Genomic DNA, 19,306 nt, shown 5'->3' with positions numbered 1-19,306 from the left:
GGTTATACTGCGCCGCATCAAGCCATCACCGCGTTCCACAAAGGTTGACTCAATGTCCATGCGTAACGATGCCAACGACGACTTCGATGTACCGAGCCTGCGTGCCGACAGCCTCGACGACGATGATTTTCCGACCACCGCTCGCACCTCCGTGCATTCGCGGCCCGCGCCAGTCGTCAAAGTCAAAAGCCCGAGCACCGGCCCACTGTGGGCGCTGGTCGGCGCCTTGTTCTTTGCGTTTGCAGGCCTTGCCTGGTGGAGCTTCCAGCAGCTTTCGCTGATGGAACAGCAATTGGTGGCGACCCAGGAAAGTTTCGCGCGTATCAGTGAAGAAGCGGCGGGGCGTTTGCAGGACATTTCCGGCAAGGTTGTCGCCAGTCAGACCAACGTCAGTAGCGACAGCGAAGCCTTGAAGCTGCAAATCAAACAGCTGGAAAGCAAGCTCCAGGATCAAAGCAAACAACAGCAAGGCGTTCTCGGCCAGACCACCGATCTGGACAAGCGTCTGGCGCAGATGACCGCCCAGACCACTGATCTGGACAAGCGTCTGGCGCAAATGACCGCTCAGACCACTGAGCAACAGACCGCCACCATTCAATTACAGGCTCAAGTCAAAGTCTTGAACAGCGATGTAGCCGTGCTGAAAAGCACCCCGGCGGACACAGAAAAATTCGACGCACAGCTAAAAAGCCTTGGCTCCGACATCGTTGCACTGAAGAAACAAGGCAACCCGAGCGCCGCCATCGAGCGTCTGGAGCAGGAAGTCATCATCCTCAAAAGCCAACAGGACAATCGCCCGGCCGCGACGGCAGGCGGGACCAATACCGCCGAGTTCGACGCCTTCCGTAGCCAGGTCACCCGCAACATCAACACCCTTCAGGCGCAGATCCAGAATTTGCAGCAGCAGCTGCGCGCCCGGGGACAATAGTCCGGATGCTGAACTCCTGTGGCGAGGTGTGCTCTTTGTGGCGAGGGAGCTTGCTCCCGCTGGGTGGCGAAGCCGCCCCAAATCCCTTCGCTGCGGTCCTTCAGATAATCCGCGGTGCCCGATTTGCGACTGCTTCGCAGCCGAGCGGGAGCAAGCTCCCTCGCCACAAAAGCTCCCTCGCCACAAAAGCTCGCCACCACAAAAGCCCTCCGCCACTGTTTCCTGAATATTCGTACATAACCCCAAGCCGTCTACGCTCTTGAAACACCAACAAGAACGAGGGATGCGCAATGGGGTTTTTGCATAGGTTGGCCTTGCTGGGCGTGATGCTTTTGCTGTGTCTTGGCCAGGTTCAAGCTGCCGGCACGGAAAAGGACGACAGCCAGGCTGCCAAAGCCTTGCTGGAAAAAGCCTTGGCGTACTACCACGACCATGGCGACAAGGCCTTCGCTGCTTTCAGTCGGCAGGGCGAGTTTGTCGACAAGGATCGTTACGTGTTCGTGGTCGACACCAAGGGCGTGATGCTCGCCAGCGGCGGGCCGTCTTCGGCGTTGATTGGTCGTGATGTGTCCGATGTGCTCGGGCCGGATGTGCAGAAAGCCTTCAAAGACGCCTTGAAAGTGCCGGAGGGCAATGGCATTCAGCAGGCCGAATACCGCTGGCAGAACTGGTCCGACGGCAAGGTCGAACGCAAGCATGTGTTCTACCAGCGCATCGGCCAACGGATCCTGGCGGTCGGTTACTACTTGCCACGGGCTTCAGCGGAACAGGCGATGGCGTTGCTGAACAAAGCGGCGGCCGATCTGGCCAAGGACGAAAAGGGCACGCTTACGGCCATCAACGCCCTCAAGGGCGGGTACTTGCAGGATGACCTGTACGTCTTCGTCGTCGACCTGAATAACCAGCGTTATGTCGCCCACGGCACCAACCTGCGGTTGATCAATACCGATTTCAGCAAGATCAAGGACCCGGAAGGCAAGCCGGTTGGGGAGCCGATCCTGGCGCTGATGGCCAAGCAGGACTACGGCGAATACGAATACCGTTGGAAAAACCCTGTGACCGGCAAGGTCGAGGACAAGCATGCCTACCTGAAAAAGGTCGGGCATTTTCTGGTGGCTGTCGGGTATTACAGCCCTTGAAGATCAAAAGATCGCAGCCTGCGGCAGCTCCTACAGTGGAATGTGTACACCCTTGTAGGAGCTGCCGCAGGCTGCGATCTTTTGCTTTTAGCGGACCTTATCCTCGCGCCCCCGCAACACCATATTCGGCATGGCTATCGCCGCCGCCAGCCCCAACAGCGACACCGCCGCGCTGACCATCAGCAAGTGCCGGAAAGTCAGCAGCAGTTCGGCGCGCAAGGCGTTTTGCGCGTCTCCCGGTGCGGCGCTCAAACCATCGAGCAAGACGTTCCCTGAACTGCCCTCGGCAATCACCGAAGAGCCGGCCAGGTGGGCAAAACTTGAGTCCTGCAACAATGCCAACAGCAGGGCTGACATCAACGCCACACCCACCGCGCCGCCCAGGGCGCGGAACAGGTTGGTGGTGCTGGTGGCGACGCCGATGTCCCGTTGTGCCACCGCGTTCTGCGTTCCGACCAGGGACGTCGGGAACTGCATGCCGCTAGCGATCCCGCTGAACAACATGAACAGACTACTGAGCACAAATGCCTGGGGAGGACTGAGCGCCATGCCGAGAATCGAGATCGGCATGAGCGCGGCGCCCATCAGGATCATGGGTTTGTAGCGCCCGGTCACCGAGGTCCGGCGCCCGGCGAAATACGCACCGATCGGCAAGCCCATCGCCAGCGGCAACAGGTGCAGTGCGGCGCTATCAGCCCCGGCGCCGGTAACGCTCTGGAAGCGCAGTGGCATCAACACAATCAGCGATATCGCCTGGAAACTGGTGAAGAAGATCGTGCACCAGCACAGGATCGCATTGCGATTGGCGAACAAATGCATCGGCAGCAGCGGCTCCCGCGCCCGGCGTTCATGCCAGACGAACAGCGCCAGAACCAACACCGCACAACCGAGCAGGCCCAGCACTTCGGCGCTGCGCCACGAATGGCCCTGACCGAACTGGGTGATGCCCAGCAACAAGGCGGTCAAGCCGATGATCATCAGCAACGTGCCGAGGTAATCGATGATCGGTTTGCGTTGTGGCACTGGCAAACCCACCAGCGTTCGATTGGCCACCAGCCAGGCTCCCAGGCCCAACGGAAGATTGATCAAGAACACCCAGCGCCACGACAGGTACTCGGTCATGTAACCGCCGAGTACCGGGCCGGCCACGCTGGCCACTGCGTACATGCTGCTGAAATAGCCTTGATAGCGGCCGCGCTCCCGGGGCGGCACGATGTCGCCAATGATCGCCTGGCTGACCGAAATCATCCCGCCGGCGCCGATGCCTTGAAGAATCCGCGCCAGCACCAACTGCTCCATGCTCTGGGCCATGCCGCAGAAAAACGAAGCGACCGTGAACAGCCCCATGCCAAACAGCATCAACTTGCGGCGACCGTACAGATCGCCCAGTTTGCCGTAGATCGGCACGGCCACCGTCATCGCCACCATGTAGCCGGAAATCACCCAGGCCAGCAGGCTGACGTCCTTGAATTGTGCGGAAATGGCCGGCATCGAAACGGCAACGATGGTCTGGTCCAGCGCGCCAAGAAAAATCGCCAGCATCAGGGCGATCAACACGCTGCGAATGGCCGGTTTTGGCGTTTCAGGCTGGTTGAGATTGGTCACGGGTTAGAACCTGCGGACAGTGATTGACCCGCAAGGGGCAAGGCGAGCGGGGATGCTCGCCAGTGTAAGTCGATAGCAGGCTATTCGATAGCCTCGTATGGGAGTCCGACGTAATTTTCAGCAATGGTTTTTCGACCGGCCTCGGAGTCGACGAAGTACTCCAGTTCCGACTCGGCAATCCGCTGGCTGAAGGCATCGTTATCGTCAAAGCGGTGCAGCATCGAGGTCATCCACCAGGAAAACCGTTCGGCTTTCCACACCCGGCGCAGACAGACTTCGGAGTACTTCTCCAGCAAATCCACACGGCCTTCCCGGTAAACCTTCAGCAGAATGTTGAACAGCGTACTGACGTCGCTGGCCGCCAGGTTCAGGCCCTTGGCGCCGGTGGGCGGGACGATGTGGGCGGCATCACCGACCAAAAACATCCGCCCGTACTGCATTGGTTCGACGACAAAACTGCGTAACGGCGCGATGCTTTTTTCGATGGAAGGCCCAGTGACCAACGACGCTGCCAACGCGCCAGGCAGACGGGATTTGAGTTCATCCCAGAAGCGCTGATCAGACCAGTTCTCGACGTGCTCGTCGGCGGGTACCTGAAGGTAATAGCGAGTGCGGGTGGCCGAACGCATGCTGCACAGGGCAAATCCGCGCTCATGCCGGGCGTAGACCAGTTCTTCGTGAACAGGCGGCGTGTCAGCGAGGATGCCGAGCCAGCCAAACGGATAGACCCGCTCGAACACGTTCAGGCACTCGGCAGGAATCGACTGCCGGGCCACACCATGGAAACCGTCGCACCCGGCGATGTAGTCGCAATCGAGTCGATACAGCTCGCCGTCCTTCTCAAAAGTCACGAACGGCTCTTCGGTTTTCATCCCGTGAGGAACGACGTTGCTTGCCTCGTAAATCGTCTGCGCACCGGCCTCCCGACGAGCGGCCATCAGGTCGCGGGTGACCTCGGTCTGACCGTAGATCATCACCGTTTTTCCACCGGTCAGGGCTTGCAGGTCGATGTGTACGCGGCGTGCGTCGAGGGCCAGTTCGAAGCCTGTGTGGACCAGCCCTTCGGCGTCCATGCGCTGACCTACCCCGGCCTGGCGCAACAGCTCTACCATGCCTTGTTCGAGGACGCCGGCCCGGATTCGTCCGAGCACATAGTCCGGGGTCTGGCGTTCGAGAATGAGGGTGTCGATGCCGGCGTTGTGCAGCAATTGGCCGAGCAATAAACCGGACGGACCGGCGCCGATGATGGCGATTTGGGTTTTCAGTATTTTCATTGTTTTTATGACTCGCAAGCTTCACGCGACCTGGGCCGGTGAATAATTTTTATGGATCGAGTGCTTGCATTTTTCTCTCGCGAGTCTGTCAATTGAAGGGGAAAACTGAGCCGATAGCTGTACATTCTGCCAATCGGTGCGATTATCGCCCGTCTACCCCCGAGGCCTGGATTGAAGTGATGAACAAGCCTGACCTACCTTCGATTCCAGTGTTCAAGCTCTACGGTGAAAGCCTGGATTGGCCGACCCCGGACTTGCTGCACTGTGAAACCATTTCCAAACGCAGCCGCGAACACCAGTGGGAAATCAAACCCCACCGCCACGCCGATTTGTGCCAGTTGCTCTTCGTATTCAAAGGTCAGGCAGAGCTTGAAATCGAAGGCAAACGTACGCAACTGACCGAGCCGGCGATCCAGATCCTGCCACCGCTGTCCGTTCACGGTTTCCGCTTTTCCGAGGACGTCGAAGGGTTTGTGGTGACGCTTGCCGCGCCGCTGGTCGCGCATCTTCAGGCGCAACTGGGCAACTCGGTGAACGCCCTGGCCCAGGCCGAAAGTTACCCGGCGGGCAAGGAAGGCGAATACCTCAACAGCCTGTTTTCAGCGCTGCAAGACGAATACACCGGCCACCAGCCTGCTCGCGAAATGCTCATGCATTCGCTGGTCAGCGTGATCATGGTGTGGGTCAGCCGCCAGGTGATTTCCCGTCGCAACGCCAGCCAGCGTCCGCAGCGTGCCCGGGAATATCTGAACGGTTTTATCCAACTGGTGGAAGAGACCTATCGCCAACACGTCAAGGTCGAAGACCTGGCCCATCGGCTGGGGATTTCCGTGTCCCACCTCAATGGCACTTGCCGTGAACTGGCGGGGCAACCGGCGTTGCAGATCATGCACGAGCGTCAATTGCTGGAGGCCAAGCGCTTGCTGACCTACACCAGCATGACCATTTATGAAATGTCCGACGTGTTGGGGTTCTCTGATCCGACCAACTTCACGCGCCTGTTCCGGCGTCGGGTGGGGATCTCGCCCAAGGCATTTCGCGACCGCTTGAAGGCCGATCAGGACAACGAGGCCTGATCCCCTTCGTTACTTGAGGGCGTTGAGGGTCGCGTTGTGGGGAATGCAGCGTTCGAAGTTGCAGCTCGCGTATTCACGGGGCAGTTGTCGCAACTGCTCGACGCGCCAGGCCGCGGTGCCATACAGCGCGAGCGTGGCCGCGCAGGTGATGAAAATCGCGAGGTATCTTCTTGTTTTGATGTTCATGGCGTTGACCTCTGAACGAATACCCTTCGGTATTACTTTGAGCATAGGTCAGTGCCGGTGAGTTGCCAGCAACGGTGCCGCTGCATCTACCCCGACATTCAGAACACTGATGAACCTCTGTGTGAGCGGGCTTGCTCGCGAAAGCGGTGGGTCAGTCGCCATCATTGTTGAATGATCGACCGCTTTCGCGAGCAAGCCCGCTCCCACATTGGTCCGCTTAAAGACCCACATCCCATTCCGGTTCTTCCGGAAATCTGAGCACCAGAAAATCCAGCATGCTGCGCAGTGTCGCCGGCATGTGTTTACGTGAGGTATACACCGCGTAAACGTTCATCTGCCGGGGCTCGGCGTGGGGCAGCAGGCGAATCAGTTCGCCGCTGTGGATATGCACGCCGGCCTGATAACTGGGGAGCATCGCCACCCCGGCGCCGGCCATCGCCGCGCGCAACAGCGTGCTGGCTTCGTTGGCGCTGATGTTGCCCTGCACTGGCACTGACACCTGCTCACCGTCTTCCTCGAAATGCCAGAGGCTTTTGCCGAAGTAGGAGTGGGTCAGGCAATTGTGCTGGCTCAGATCCTCGACCCGCAGCGGTGTCGGGTGTTCGAGCAGATAAGCTGGGGAGGCGCAGATCACCGAGCGGCAGACCGTCAGCCGTCGCGCGATCAGGTTCGGGTCCAGGTCGTTGCTGGTGCGGATCGCCAGATCGATGCGCTCATCCACCAGGTTCACCGTGCGGTCGAGCATCTGCATGTCGATGCTCACGCCAGGGTAACGTTTGACGTAAGCGGCCATGGCATCCGCCAGTTGTGCCTGGCCGAACGAAGTGCTGACGCTGATCCGCAGCAGGCCGCGCGGCGCGTCGTCCGGCTCGCTGACGGCGGCCTGCATGTCCGTGGACAGGTCGAGCATCTGCCGGCAGCGGGGCAGGATTTCACTGCCGGCGGCGGTCAGGCTCAGCTTGCGCGTGGTGCGGTGCATCAGGCGTGCGCCGACCCAATCCTCCAGCTCCGCCAGATAGCGTGAAACCACGGGCCGTGACAGGTCCAGGTGATCGGCGGCGGCCGACTGGCTGCCGAGGTCAACCACCGTGACGAACACCCGCATTGCTTGTAGACGATCCATCATTTGCTCACTTTCAGAAACAAACTATGTCCCAGCATCGCATTTTTTGTACTGAGTCATGCAACTAAGCTCTGTTCCCTGTAGCAGCTGTCGAGTGAAACGAGGCTGCGAGCTTGTAAAGGCAAGATCAAAAGATCGCAGCCTCGTTTCACTCGACAGCTGCTACAGAGCCATTGGCCAACCCTGGCCGTCGACAACGGAGCAACAGATGATCGGCTTCACCTCGCTTAAACGTATTTTGCTGGCCACCGCCACCCTCGGTTTCGCCGCCCATGCAGCGGCTGCATCGAGCCTGACCCTGGACGTCTACAACCCGGGCGAGAAGGCGATTTTCCCGGTGACCTCGGTGTTGGTCAGCGGCGAGAAAGACGCGATTTTGGTGGATGCCCAATTTGGCAAATCCCAGGCCGAGCAAGTGGTCGAGAAGATCCGCGCCAGCGGCAAGCAACTGACCACCATCTACATCAGCCACGGTGACCCGGATTACTACTTCGGCCTCGATACCCTGACCGCTGCATTCCCCAACGCCAAAGTGCTCGCCTCGCAGCCGACCGTGGATCACATCCAGAAAACCGTCGACGGCAAACTGGCGTTCTGGGGGCCGAAAATGGGCGCCGACGTGCCAGCCAAAACCATCGTGCCGGGTGTACTCAAAGGCGACAGCCTGATGCTAGAAGGGCAGAAGTTGCAGGTGGTGGGGTTGGACGGCAAGCAACCGGATCGCACCTTTGTCTGGATTCCGTCGATCAAGGCTGTGGTCGGTGGCGTTGTCGTCGCGCAAAACATCCACGTGTGGATGGCCGACACCCAGACGCCGCAGTCCCACGCCGATTGGCTGACCACATTGCACGCCATCGAAACCCTGAAACCGAAAACCATCGTGCCGGGTCACTACCTCGGTGAGAGCGCCCGTTCGCTGGCCGCTGTGCAGTTCACCGCCGATTACATCAAGGCGTTCGACGAAGAAACCGCCAAGGCAAAAGATGCTGCCGCGCTGATCGCCGCGATGAAAAAACGCTACCCGAAGCTGGGTGAAGAAAGCTCGCTTGAACTGAGCGCCAAAGTCGCCAAGGGTGAGATGAAGTGGTAACCCGCCGCACCTGAAGCTGAACCGCTTTTGTGGCGAGGGAGCTTGCTCCCGCTCGAGTGCGTAGCACTCGCAGGATTTTGGGGCCGCTACGCAGCCCAGCGTCGGAACGCCGCCCGGAGCAAGCTCGCTCGCCACAGGTAACACATAAAGCCACTCAAACAGCTGGAGAACGTCATGAGCAAAATCGCAATCATTGGTGCCACCGGTCGTGCCGGTAGCCAACTGCTGGAAGAAGCCCTGCGTCGTGGTCACAGCGTTACCGCGATCGCCCGCGACACCTCGAAGATCGGCCAGCGCGCCGGTGTGGTCGCCAAGAATGTCGATGCCCTCGATCCCGAAGCGTTGCAGGCGGCTGTTGCTGGCCATGACGTGGTGATCAGTGCTGCGCACTTCTCGACCCTTCCTGCTGATGCTGTGATCGGACCGGTGAAACAGGCCGGCGTAAAACGTCTGCTGGTGGTGGGCGGTGCCGGTTCGCTGTTGCTGCCGGACGGAACCCGCGTCATCGACAGCGAGGGTTTTCCGCAGGCGTACAAGGCTGAGGCCAGTGCCGGTGCGCTGTTTCTGGAAAACCTGCGGCAGGAAAAAGAGCTGGACTGGACGTTTGTGTCGCCGTCGGCAGAGTTTGTCGAAGGTGAGCGCACGGGGACGTTTCGGATCGGCAAGGATGATTTGCTGGTGAGCAGTGCAGGGCGTAGCTGGATTACGTTTGCCGATTATGCGATTGCGATGCTGGATGAAGTGGAAGCGCCGAAGCACTTCCGCCAGCGGTTCACCGTCGGTTATTGAGCTGAAAACCAGCCCTCACCCTAACCCTCTCCCGGAGGGAGAGGGGACTGACCGAGGTGTTCTTTTGAGTGTAGTGGTCTAATTTCCCCGGACACCTCGATAGGTGGAGAATGCATCTATCGAGGAGTTTTTCATGACTGGCAAACGCAGGGCATTCGACGACAGCTTCAAGCTGCAAGTCGTAAAGATGATCAAGGACCAAGGACTGGCCGTTCCACAGGTCTGTCGCGACCTGAATATTGGTGAGACCGCCGTCCGGCGCTGGGTGCAGCAGTACGAGGCTGAACAGCTGGGAGAGGCCGGAATCGGCAAACCGTTGACGGCTGAGCAACAGCGCATCCGGCAGCTGGAGCAGGAAAACCGCCAGCTCAAGATGGATAACGATGTATTAAAAAAAGCCACCGCCTTCTTTGCCCGCGAGCTGAAGTAACGTATCGCTTGGTTCGGCAGCTGCAACAGAAGGCTTATTCAGTGGCGTATGTCTGTCGGCTGCTGGGTATTAGCCGCTCCGGTTTCTACGAGGCCAACAAACGTGCTGGATCGCCAGCCTCGATTTGTCCCGTGACTGTGCAACTCAAGGCGTCGTTTGCTGCGAGTGGCGGCTGCTATGGCAGTCGTCCGTTGCGTAAAGCGTTGCGCGCCAAAGGCATGGAAATAGGCGTTTATAAAATTCGTCGCTTGATGCGCGCCAACGGTCTGCGTTCGGCCTGGAAGCGCAAGTTTGTGCACACCACCGATAGCAACCACGATCTGCCGATTGCTGAAAATGTGTTGAATCGCCAATTCGAACCCGAAGCGGTGAACAAGGCCTGGGTAGCGGACATTACCTATATCCGGACCCGTAGCGGCTGGCTGTACCTGGCCGTGGTACTGGACTTGTTCTCACGCAAGATCGTGGGTTGGTCCATGGCCCCGAACATGCCTGCCGAGCTGGTGTGTAGTGCAATGCAACTGGCAGTTGCTCAGCGTCAACCGCCACCTGGTCTGATCGCTCATTCGGATCGCGGTAGCCAGTACGCCAGCGCGAGCTACAGGGCGCTGCTGACAAGAAATAACATGCAGCAAAGCATGAGCCGTAAAGGTAACTGCTGGGACAACTCAGTGATGGAGCGCTTCTTCCTGAGTTTGAAAATGGAGCGGGTATGGCGGCGCGATTACGCCAATCACGCCGAAGCGATACGTGACATCACTGAATACATCGTTGGGTTTTACAACAACGAGCGTCTGCACTCAAAACTGGGATATCTGCCACCGACCGTTTACGAACGGGCAATGGCGTCTAAACCACCTATCGAGGTGTCCGGAATTAGTTGACCACTACAGAGTGACATCGACCTGAAATTCCGAGTCGAACTCAGATTTTGAAAAGCCCCGATCTGCTCCCTTTCCCCCTCTCCCCTCTGGGGCGGTCCGACGTTTCGGGAGGGTTAGGGTGAGGGGTGGATCTAACTGACACACCACACCACGCAAATCACCGCGCCTGAGCCTGCTCCACCAACCACCCCATCAACTCACGTAACTTCGGCGAAGGCCCGGGTTTCTCGGGGAAAACAAGGTAATACGCCAACCCGGTTTTCACCTTCAATCCAAACGGCATGACCAGCCGCCCGGCACTCAAATCATCGCCAATCAGCGACCAATCCCCGATCGCCACGCCTGTCCCTTGGGACGCCATCGACATCGCCAGGTCCAGCGTTTCGAAATGCTGACCCTTGCCGACATTGCTCAAACGAACATCCGCGGTGGCCAGCCAGGCCTTCCAGTCACGTTCATCCCGTGTCGGGTGCAGCAACATGTGCTGCTCCAGATCCTCCGGCGTCATCAGTGGCACTGGACCTTCCAGTAGAGGTTTGGAGCAGACCGGTGTCAGTTGCTCATCGAACAAATGAAAAGAGGCCAGCGCGCTGTCCGGCGGTGCGCCGTACATCACCGCTGCATCGAACTGCTCGCGATGAAAATCCACGCCGTGCTTGACCGTGGTGGTCAATTCCACCGGCACATCCGGGCGCTCCCGTTGCCACTGCAACAGCCGCGGCAACAGCCAGCGCATGACACACGTTGGGGCCTTGAGTTGCAGGGTTTCGCGCTTCTCGCCGATCTGCTCCACCGCCTCGTCGATCAAGCCGAAAATCTGCTGGACCCGTGGCAGCCATTCCCGTCCTTCGGCCGTCAGGTCAAGGCCTCGGGCCTGGCGAATGAACAGTTCATAACCCAGATGTTCTTCCAGCCCGGCGATCTGCCGACTCACCGCACCTTGGGTGATGTACAGCTGTTCGGCAGCACGGGTGAAGTTGCAGCACTGCGCGGTAATCAGAAAAGTGTGCAGCGCCGGCAGGGGAGGCAATCGTTTCATTGGGATCCAAGGTATGACGTGAGGACATGGCTAGTATGACTTTTTATCCATTGTTGCGGCTACGTGTCGCCCGTTCCAATGAGGCCATCCCTGGACCTGCCCACTCATCATAAACACTGCGCAGGTCCGGCGTCTCAAACGAACAAAAAGGGCAAAGACATGGCGACGTGCGGCGAAGTATTGGTCAAGTTACTCGAAGATTACGGAGTTGAGCAGGTGTTCGGCATTCCCGGGGTTCACACCGTGGAGCTGTATCGCGGGCTGGCCCGTTCGAGCATCAACCACGTCACTCCGCGTCACGAACAGGGCGCCGGTTTCATGGCCGACGGTTACGCTCGCACCAGCGGCAAACCGGGGGTGTGCTTCATCATCACCGGCCCTGGCATGACCAACATCACCACCGCCATGGGCCAGGCCTACGCCGACTCGATCCCGATGCTGGTGATCTCCAGCGTGCAATCGCGCAGCCAGTTGGGCGGCGGTCGCGGCAAGCTGCACGAGCTGCCGAACCAGAGCGCATTGGTCGGTGGCGTTGCGGCGTTCTCCCACACCTTGATGTCGGCGGCTGAATTGCCGGGCGTCCTGGCTCGCGCTTTTGCGCTGTTCCAGGCCGGCCGTCCGCGTCCGGTTCACATCGAAATTCCGTTGGACGTATTGGTCGAAGAGGCAGATGACTTGCTCGCCAGCGTACCGGTGAACATCGACCGCGCCGGGGCCTCGCCGAGCGCAATCAGCCGCATGACCGCGCTGCTGGCCGGTGCCAAGCGCCCACTGATTCTGGCCGGTGGCGGTGCCATCGATGCCGCCGCCGAGTTGACTGAACTGGCCGAACTGCTGGACGCCCCGGTGGCCCTGACCATCAATGCCAAAGGCATGCTCGAATCCAACCATCCGTTGCTGATCGGCTCGACCCAAAGCCTGGTCGCGACTCGCGCTTTGGTGGCTGAAGCAGACGTGGTGTTGGCGATCGGCACCGAACTGGCCGAGACCGATTACGACGTCACCTTCGCCGGCGGTTTCGAGATTCCTGGCGTGTTGCTGCGTGTGGACATCGACCCCGACCAGACCGTGCGTAACTACCCGCCGAAAGTCGCGTTGGTAGCCGACTCGCGCAACGCCGCCCAAGCCTTGCTGAGCGAACTGTCCCACCACTCGCTGGCCGAGCGCCGTAACGATTGGGGCCAGGTCCGTGCCGCACGCTTGCGCGACGAACTGGCTGCCACCTGGGACGCGCCGACCCTGGCCCAGACCCGTTTCCTGGAAACGGTTTTGCACGAATTGCCAGAGGCCGTTTTCGTCGGCGATTCGACCCAACCGGTGTACACCGGCAACCTGACGTTCAACCCGGAGCGCCCGCGTCGCTGGTTCAACTCGTCCACCGGTTACGGCACCCTCGGTTACGCCTTGCCGGCAGCCATCGGCGCCTGGCTCGGCGGCAGCGTTGAAAACGGCGCGCGTCCTCCGGTGGTGTGCCTGATCGGCGACGGCGGCCTGCAATTTACCCTGCCGGAACTGGCCAGCGCCGTTGAAGCGCGTACACCGGTGATCGTCCTGCTGTGGAATAACCAGGGCTACGAAGAGATCAAGAAATACATGGTCAACCGCGCCATCGAGCCGGTTGGCGTAGACATCTACACCCCAGACTTCATTGGTGTGGCCAAGGCGCTGGGCTGTGCAGCCGAAGCCGTCTGCGGTGTCGAGCAACTGCGCAGCGCACTGCGCGCCGCCGCCGATCGCCAGGGCCCGACCCTGATTGAAATCGATCAGACTGTGTGGATGAAGGCGGTGTCGAAATGAGTTTCCCAACTACTCTCGATGGCCTCTACATCAATGGCCAATGGTCTGCTGGCAACGAACACCTGCGCGTGATCAACCCAGCCACCGAAGCCTTGTTGACCACCGTGAACGGCGGCGATGAGCGCTCTGTCGAACAAGCTGTCACCGCTGCGACCACAGCCTTCGCCGACTGGTCGAAAACCACCGGCGCCGAGCGCGGTGCGATCCTGCGCAAAATTGCCGCGGGCGTGCAGGCCGGTCGTGAACAGTTGATGCATTTGCAGTCGAGCAACAACGGCAAGCCGCTGTTTGAAGCCGCCATCGATGTCGACGACGTGATCGCCACCTTCGAGTACTACGCCGGTCTGGCCGAAGGCCTCGATGCCAAGCAAGACAGCAATGTCGAGCTGCCAACCGACGACTTCAGCGCTCGTGTGCGCCGCGAGCCGTGTGGTGTGGTTGGCCTGATCGTGCCGTGGAATTTCCCGATGGTCACCACCGCCTGGAAACTCGCCCCGGCCCTGGCCGCCGGTTGCTGCGTGGTGCTCAAGCCGTCCGAAGTAACACCGCTGCCGGAGCTGGAACTGGCGAAGATCATCGCTCAGGCCGGTCTGCCCAAGGGCGTGTTCAACCTGGTCTGCGGCACGGGCCTGGCGGTCGGCGCGCCGTTGTCGGCCGACCCGCGCATCGCCAAGATTTCCTTCACCGGCAGCAACGCCGTCGGTGTGCAGGTCATGCAGCGCGCAGCAGAAACCGTCAAAGGCGTGAGCCTGGAACTGGGCGGCAAATCCTCGCTGCTGGTGCTCAAAGACGCAGACATCGACCTGGCCGTGGAAGTGGCCTGTGGCGGCGGTTTCTTCAACGCCGGGCAGATGTGTTCGGCCACCAGCCGCGTGCTGATCGCCGATGAACTGGCGGACGAATTCCTCATCCGTTTGAAGGCCCGTGCCGAAGCCATTCGTGTAGCCGACCCGTTCGACCCGAACGTGGAAATGGGCGCACTGGTTAACCAAGCACAATACCAACGCGTGCTCGGTCACATCGACCGTGGTTTGAGTGCTGGCGCCAAGCTGGTTTGCGGCGGCAATCGTCCGGCGGACCTGTCGCGCGGCTATTTTTTGCAGCCGACGATTTTCACCGAAGTGCCCCTCGACAGTGCGCTGTGGTGTGAAGAGATTTTCGGCCCGGTGATCTGCGTACGCAGTTTTGCCACCGAAGCCGAGGCGATTGCCTTGGCCAATGACAGCCAGTTCGGTCTGGTGGCCAGCGTGGTCACCCGTGACGCCGACGCGGCAGATCGGGTCGCCAACGCTTTGCAGGCGGGGCTTGTGTGGATTAACGCGCCGCAAGTGATCTTCCCGCAGACCGCTTGGGGTGGCTACAAGCAGAGCAGCATCGGTCGCGAATTGGGGCCGTGGGGTTTGCAGGCTTTCCAGGAAATCAAACACGTGATTCGAGCGGTCTGACGGCTCGAAAAGGGTCAGCGCATGCCTCGTGATGAGGCATGCGCTGGCGTCATGGCTTCAATGAGTTTTTATCGATAGTCAGGTGTTTTACACGACCTCAGGATGAACCCGTCGGCTCAGCGCAAACCCCGTGAATACGGGGGCTTGAAGCAGATCTGGCGGCGCAGATGCAACGGTTGCGACCAGCCTCATACCTACAAAAACAAAGGGAGTCCGTAATGGGCGAGCATGATCTGAACAGACGTCAATTCATCAAAACCGTAGGCGTAGCCTCGGTGGCAGCGGCCGCCATGAGCATGCCGTTCATCAAGGCTAACGCCAGCGACACACGCTTTGCGGGCAAGACCCTGCGTTTGCTGACCTGGTCCGATGACACCGGCTTGGCAGCCCTGCGCAACATCGCGGCAACCTTCGAAGACAAGTACGGCTGCAAGGTCATCGCTGACCGTACCGGCAGTACCTCGGAAATGGTCGCCAAACTCAAGGCCGGCGGTGATCGTCCGCAGTACGACATCATCACCCTGGCCGGCGTCGGCGCCGAAGGTCTGGCCGCCGCCAACCTGCTGGAAAAACCCGACCTCAACCGCATTCCGAACCTGGTCGACGTACCGGAAAAATACCGCACCGGCGCCAATGGCCACGGTATCGGTTACCTGCTCTGGTGCAACAGCCTGGTTTACAGCACCCGTACCCAGAAAGAAGCCCCAACCAGCTACGCCGCCCTCTGGGACCCGGAGCTGGCGCCGAACATCTTCCTGCCGCCGCCAAACTGGACCGAGGCCATGGACCTGATCATCATCGCCGCCAAACTGGCCGGTGGTGACGAACACAACATCGAGCCTGGCTTCAAGAAGCTCGCCGAGCTGAAGGACCGTGTGGTGACCCTGGGTGAAAACCCGAACCAGATCGCCGAGCTGTTCCGTACCGGCTCCCTGGACATGGGCGGCCTGTACGCACCGGCATTCTTCCCGAAACAGATCCGCGATCCGGCCTACGGCCTGGGCGCCACGTTCGGCATGAAGGAAGGCTTCTACACCGACCTGATGCTCTCGGTCATGCCGAAGAACCGTCCGGGCGACACCGACATGGCGTACGCCTTCATCAACCACTCTCTGGACCCGCTGGTGCAGGGCAAGATGGCTGAAGACATCTACAACGGTCCGGTCAACGCCAAGGCGATCATCTCCGCCGAAGCACGCAAGAGCCCGTACATCCTCACGCCTGAGCAGATTGCCGAGAAGGCGATCATGCACGACAACGCCTTCCTGGCCACCGTGCATGACCAATGGATTCGTCGTTACACGGAAATCTTTTCTTCCTGATCGAGTGACGAACACAGGATCTTCAACCACTGAAGATCCCTGTAGGAGTGAGCCTGCTCGCGATTGCGTCGGCACATCCAGCATAGATGTGACTGACACACCGCTTTCGCGAGCAGGCTCACTCCTACAAGGGACCGGGGTGTCCTGAGGACCTGTGTTTGTCAGCTGCTTTCCATTGACGAGACCCTTGCTATGGAACACCAACCTCTGACTCATCCGGTCGCCGTCGCTCCTGTGCGCGTCAATCGGGGTGTTTCGCCGACGACGCGTGCCTGGTTTTTCCTTTCGCCGTCGATGCTGTTTCTGGGCGTATTGATCGCTGCCAGCCTGCTGGTACTGCGCATGAGCGTGGGCACCAAAGGCGCGGAATGGACCGGGTTCAGCCTGGCCAGTTACGCCCAGCTGCTGGAACCGTATTACCTCAAATCCTTGCTGCTGACCCTGCGTCTGGCTTTGATCAGCGCAGTGATTGCAGTCGTGCTGGCGATCCCGGTGGCCTACACCATGTCGCGGCTGACCTCACCGTTTGTGCGACGGATCTTCCTCGCTGCGGTGCTGCTGCCATTGCTGGTCAACCTGCTGCTGCAAAGCTACGGCTGGCTGGTGATTCTCGGCCCGGGCGGGATGCTCAACCAGGCGCTAATGGGCCTGGGCTTGATCAAGCGCCCGATCATGTTGCTCTACAACCAGAACGGCGTACTGATGGGCCTGGTGCAAACCGCATTCCCGTTGGCCGTGCTGCCGATTGCCAGCGCCATGCGCGGCGTCGCTCGTACTTATGAAGAAGCTGCCGCAACGCTGGGTGCCAGCCGTTTGCAGGTGTTCCGTCAGGTGGTGCTGCCGATGAGCATGCCGGGGATCATCACGGGCGCGACGTTGGTGTTCGCCTACAACGCCAGCAGTTTCGTGGTGCCTTTGCTGCTCGGTGGCCGACGCGTGCCGATGCTGGCCGTGATGGTCCATGACCAGATCGCCCCGCTGATGAACTGGCCTGCCGCCTCCGCTGCCGGTGTGGTGTTGATTGTCACCACGCTCGCGATCATGACTTTGTCCGAATACATCACTGGCCGTCGTCGGCGCATGCTGGAGGCTTCCCAATGAGCACCCTGATCAAGAAACGTTATGGGCTGCTGCCTGGCGAGACCGGCAAGTTTGCCGGCATCCTGTCGGGCTTCATTCTGCTGTTGGCGGTGTTGCCGATCCTGACCATGATCGTGATGTCGTTCAGCGGTGCGTCGAACCTCGACTTCCCGCCGAGCAGCTACAGCCTGCAATGGTACAAGGCCGCCTGGCACACCTTCGTGTCGCCGGATGCCAGCGATGTGCTGAGCCTCGGCAAAGCCATGACCACCAGCCTGATGGTGGCGTGCCTGACCATGGTGTTCGCAACGATTGTCGCGGTGCCGGCCGCCTATGCCCTGACCCGTTGCGAGTTCCGCGGCAAAGCCGTGGCGCTGCAACTGATGTCGCTGCCGCTGGTGTTTCCGATGGTGGTATTAGGGCTGGCGTTATTGCTGGTGTTTGACAGCCTGCCCTTTCAAATCACTACGTCGCGGCTGGTGATTGCCCACGTGATCCTGGCGCTGCCGTTCGTGGTGAAAAACTGCACCGCGGCGATGCTCTCCATCGGCAGCGAAGTCGAAGAGGCCGCGCAGATGCTCGGTGCTTCGCCGACCCGAGCGATTATCGATGTGGTGGTGCCGTTGATGAAGTCGGGGATTCTGGCGGGGATGCTGCTGGCGTTCATCGTCTCGTTCAACGAATTCACCGTGACCTACTTCCTCTACACCATCGACGTCATGACCGTGCCGATCTGGATGTACAGCCGCACCGTGTCTTCGCTCGACCCAACCGTTTTCTCGTTTGCCGTGCTGATCGTGCTGATCGACTTCGTCCTGATCTGGGCGTTGGAGAAGCTGGTTGGTGAAGGTGGCGTTTCGTTCTGATTCTTGAGGTGCAACATGACTGGTCTGATTCTGGAAAACGTCGAGAAACATTACGGCTCGGCCTGCGCGGTAAAGGATGTAAACCTGCATTTGCCTGAGGGCAAACTGGTGTGTTTTCTCGGCCCGTCGGGCTGCGGTAAAACCACGTTGCTGCGAATGATTGCAGGTCTCGAAACCCTGAGCGGCGGTGAGATTCGCCTGGACGGTGAAGACATCGGCCACACGCCGGCGCATCAACGCAATTTCGGCATGGTGTTTCAATCGCTGGCGCTGTTCCCGCACATGACGGTGGGGGAGAACATCGCCTATCCGCTGAAACTGCGTGGCGTCAGCAAGGCTGATCAGCAGGCGCGGGTGGTGGAGTTGCTGGAACTGATCCAGCTGAGCGAGATGATTGATCGTCCCGTGGCGAAGCTGTCTGGTGGCCAACGTCAGCGCGTGGCGATTGCCCGTGCGATTGCTTCGCGACCAAAAATCCTGCTGCTGGATGAGCCGTTGTCGGCGCTGGACGCCAAGCTGCGTGAGTCGATGCAGGTGGAAATCCGTCAGCTGCAACAACGCTTGAACATCACCACCATCATGGTGACCCACGACCAGCGTGAAGCCATGACCATGGCGGATATCGTCGTGGTATTGGGTGAGCATCGGGTGCAGCAAGTGGGCACGCCGATTGAGATTTATCGTCACCCGGCCAATGAATTTGTCGCGGACTTTATCGGCTCGGGGAATATTTTCCCTGCCACCGCACTGGGCAACGGGAAGGTTGGTTTGCCGGGTGGCGATGCACTGGAAGTGCCGATCTGCAGCAGCATTGTGGTGGGTGAGAAGGTGAAGATGCTGATTCGCCCGGAAGACTTGCAACTGTCGCATCCACAGGCGACGGCGGGTAATCGGTTGCTCGGTAAGGTGACGTTCGTGCGTGACATTGGCGCGACGATTGAGACGACCGTGGAGTGTTCCGGGGTTTCGTTTACTGCGTTGAGCACGCCGTGTCAGGGGTTTGGGTTGAGCATTGGCAATCCGGTGTCGGTGACGTTGCCGGCTGAGGCTTGTCGCGTACTCGGCGCCTGAGTTCCTGCCGTTAGATCCACCCCTCACCCCAACCCTCTCCCCAAAGGGGCGAGGGGGAAAGGGAGCCGATCTCCACGCTTTTCAAAGCCTGAGTTCGACTCGATATTTCAGGTCGATGTCACTCGACAGAACAACGCCGTCGGCCCCCTCTCCCCTCTGGGG

The 19,306-nt window shown here is 59.8% G+C and carries 17 protein-coding genes; 12 read left to right on the top strand and 5 right to left on the bottom strand.

Annotated elements, in window-relative coordinates:
* Positions 1-52: 52 nt before the first annotated feature.
* The gene (locus QF010_RS24135) at positions 53-928 is read left to right on the top strand and encodes a hypothetical protein (RefSeq protein WP_033057517.1); all 876 of its coding nucleotides are present in this window, start codon (positions 53-55) and stop codon (positions 926-928) included.
* A gap of 290 nt (positions 929-1,218) precedes the next feature.
* The gene (locus QF010_RS24130; RefSeq protein WP_429534092.1) at positions 1,219-2,067 is read left to right on the top strand and encodes a cache domain-containing protein; all 849 of its coding nucleotides are present in this window, start codon (positions 1,219-1,221) and stop codon (positions 2,065-2,067) included.
* A gap of 87 nt (positions 2,068-2,154) precedes the next feature.
* Here the strand turns inward: QF010_RS24130 and QF010_RS24125 are convergent, their stop codons facing one another.
* Both QF010_RS24125 and pobA read right to left on the bottom strand, forming a co-directional pair.
* Positions 2,155-3,672, bottom strand: a complete 1,518-nt coding sequence (locus tag QF010_RS24125; RefSeq protein ID WP_429510943.1) for an MDR family MFS transporter — start codon at positions 3,670-3,672, stop codon at positions 2,155-2,157.
* 80 nt (positions 3,673-3,752) lie between these two features.
* Positions 3,753-4,937 (bottom strand): 4-hydroxybenzoate 3-monooxygenase, encoded by a 1,185-nt coding sequence (pobA, locus tag QF010_RS24120; RefSeq protein WP_429534099.1) that lies wholly within the window; start codon positions 4,935-4,937, stop codon positions 3,753-3,755.
* A 188-nt stretch (positions 4,938-5,125) separates the two neighbouring features.
* Here pobA and QF010_RS24115 point away from each other — a divergent pair, with 188 nt between their 5' ends.
* Complete coding sequence (locus QF010_RS24115) at positions 5,126-6,022, top strand: helix-turn-helix domain-containing protein (RefSeq protein ID WP_008156068.1); 897 nt, start codon at positions 5,126-5,128, stop codon at positions 6,020-6,022.
* Between the two features lie 9 nt (positions 6,023-6,031).
* Here the strand turns inward: QF010_RS24115 and QF010_RS24110 are convergent, their stop codons facing one another.
* Positions 6,032-6,208, bottom strand: a complete 177-nt coding sequence (locus QF010_RS24110) for a hypothetical protein (protein WP_170206612.1) — start codon at positions 6,206-6,208, stop codon at positions 6,032-6,034.
* Positions 6,209-6,425: 217 nt separating this feature from the next.
* The gene (locus QF010_RS24105) at positions 6,426-7,331 is read right to left on the bottom strand and encodes a LysR family transcriptional regulator (RefSeq protein ID WP_429534091.1); all 906 of its coding nucleotides are present in this window, start codon (positions 7,329-7,331) and stop codon (positions 6,426-6,428) included.
* A gap of 208 nt (positions 7,332-7,539) precedes the next feature.
* Here QF010_RS24105 and QF010_RS24100 point away from each other — a divergent pair, with 208 nt between their 5' ends.
* The 3 genes from QF010_RS24100 to QF010_RS24090 all read left to right on the top strand — a co-directional run bounded on the left by QF010_RS24100 (position 7,540) and on the right by QF010_RS24090 (position 10,524).
* The gene (locus QF010_RS24100) at positions 7,540-8,421 is read left to right on the top strand and encodes an MBL fold metallo-hydrolase (RefSeq protein WP_429534090.1); all 882 of its coding nucleotides are present in this window, start codon (positions 7,540-7,542) and stop codon (positions 8,419-8,421) included.
* A gap of 174 nt (positions 8,422-8,595) precedes the next feature.
* A complete protein-coding gene (locus QF010_RS24095; RefSeq protein ID WP_429534089.1) occupies positions 8,596-9,210 on the top strand; it encodes an NAD(P)-dependent oxidoreductase in 615 nt (204 codons plus the stop codon).
* 133 nt (positions 9,211-9,343) lie between these two features.
* A protein-coding gene (locus QF010_RS24090; RefSeq protein ID WP_429534088.1) for an IS3 family transposase occupies positions 9,344-10,524 on the top strand; the annotation gives its coding sequence in 2 pieces (ribosomal slippage) (positions 9,344-9,611 and positions 9,611-10,524; 1,182 coding nt in all).
* Between the two features lie 157 nt (positions 10,525-10,681).
* On the opposite strand, the gene QF010_RS24085 is transcribed toward QF010_RS24090, so the two are convergent.
* Complete coding sequence (locus QF010_RS24085; RefSeq protein ID WP_429510939.1) at positions 10,682-11,563, bottom strand: LysR substrate-binding domain-containing protein; 882 nt, start codon at positions 11,561-11,563, stop codon at positions 10,682-10,684.
* A 159-nt stretch (positions 11,564-11,722) separates the two neighbouring features.
* On the opposite strand from QF010_RS24085, the gene QF010_RS24080 reads away from it, so the two are divergent.
* The 6 genes from QF010_RS24080 (at position 11,723) to QF010_RS24055 (ending at position 19,144) form a co-directional block, all read left to right on the top strand.
* A complete protein-coding gene (locus QF010_RS24080; protein ID WP_429534087.1) occupies positions 11,723-13,360 on the top strand; it encodes a 5-guanidino-2-oxopentanoate decarboxylase in 1,638 nt (545 codons plus the stop codon).
* Positions 13,357-14,805, top strand: coding sequence for an aldehyde dehydrogenase family protein (locus QF010_RS24075; protein ID WP_429534086.1), 1,449 nt, complete (start codon positions 13,357-13,359; stop codon positions 14,803-14,805). Before QF010_RS24080 ends, QF010_RS24075 begins: the two co-directional genes overlap by 4 nt.
* 218 nt (positions 14,806-15,023) lie before the next feature.
* Positions 15,024-16,127 (top strand): ABC transporter substrate-binding protein, encoded by a 1,104-nt coding sequence (locus tag QF010_RS24070; protein WP_033057532.1) that lies wholly within the window; start codon positions 15,024-15,026, stop codon positions 16,125-16,127.
* A 192-nt stretch (positions 16,128-16,319) separates the two neighbouring features.
* The gene (locus tag QF010_RS24065) at positions 16,320-17,228 is read left to right on the top strand and encodes an ABC transporter permease (protein ID WP_033057536.1); all 909 of its coding nucleotides are present in this window, start codon (positions 16,320-16,322) and stop codon (positions 17,226-17,228) included.
* Entirely contained in the window at positions 17,225-18,073 is an 849-nt protein-coding gene (locus tag QF010_RS24060) for an ABC transporter permease (protein ID WP_033057537.1), read from the top strand. The genes QF010_RS24065 and QF010_RS24060 overlap by 4 nt, the downstream gene beginning before the upstream one ends.
* Before the next feature lie 15 nt (positions 18,074-18,088).
* The gene (locus QF010_RS24055; RefSeq protein WP_008156048.1) at positions 18,089-19,144 is read left to right on the top strand and encodes an ABC transporter ATP-binding protein; all 1,056 of its coding nucleotides are present in this window, start codon (positions 18,089-18,091) and stop codon (positions 19,142-19,144) included.
* Positions 19,145-19,306 lie beyond the last annotated feature (162 nt).

Origin of the sequence: Pseudomonas silensiensis (assembly GCF_050434865.1) — a bacterium.
Lineage (GTDB): Bacteria > Pseudomonadota > Gammaproteobacteria > Pseudomonadales > Pseudomonadaceae > Aquipseudomonas > Aquipseudomonas fluorescens_W.
Note: the sequence above shows the minus strand (reverse complement) of the source record. Positions and strands in the feature narration are given on the sequence as shown.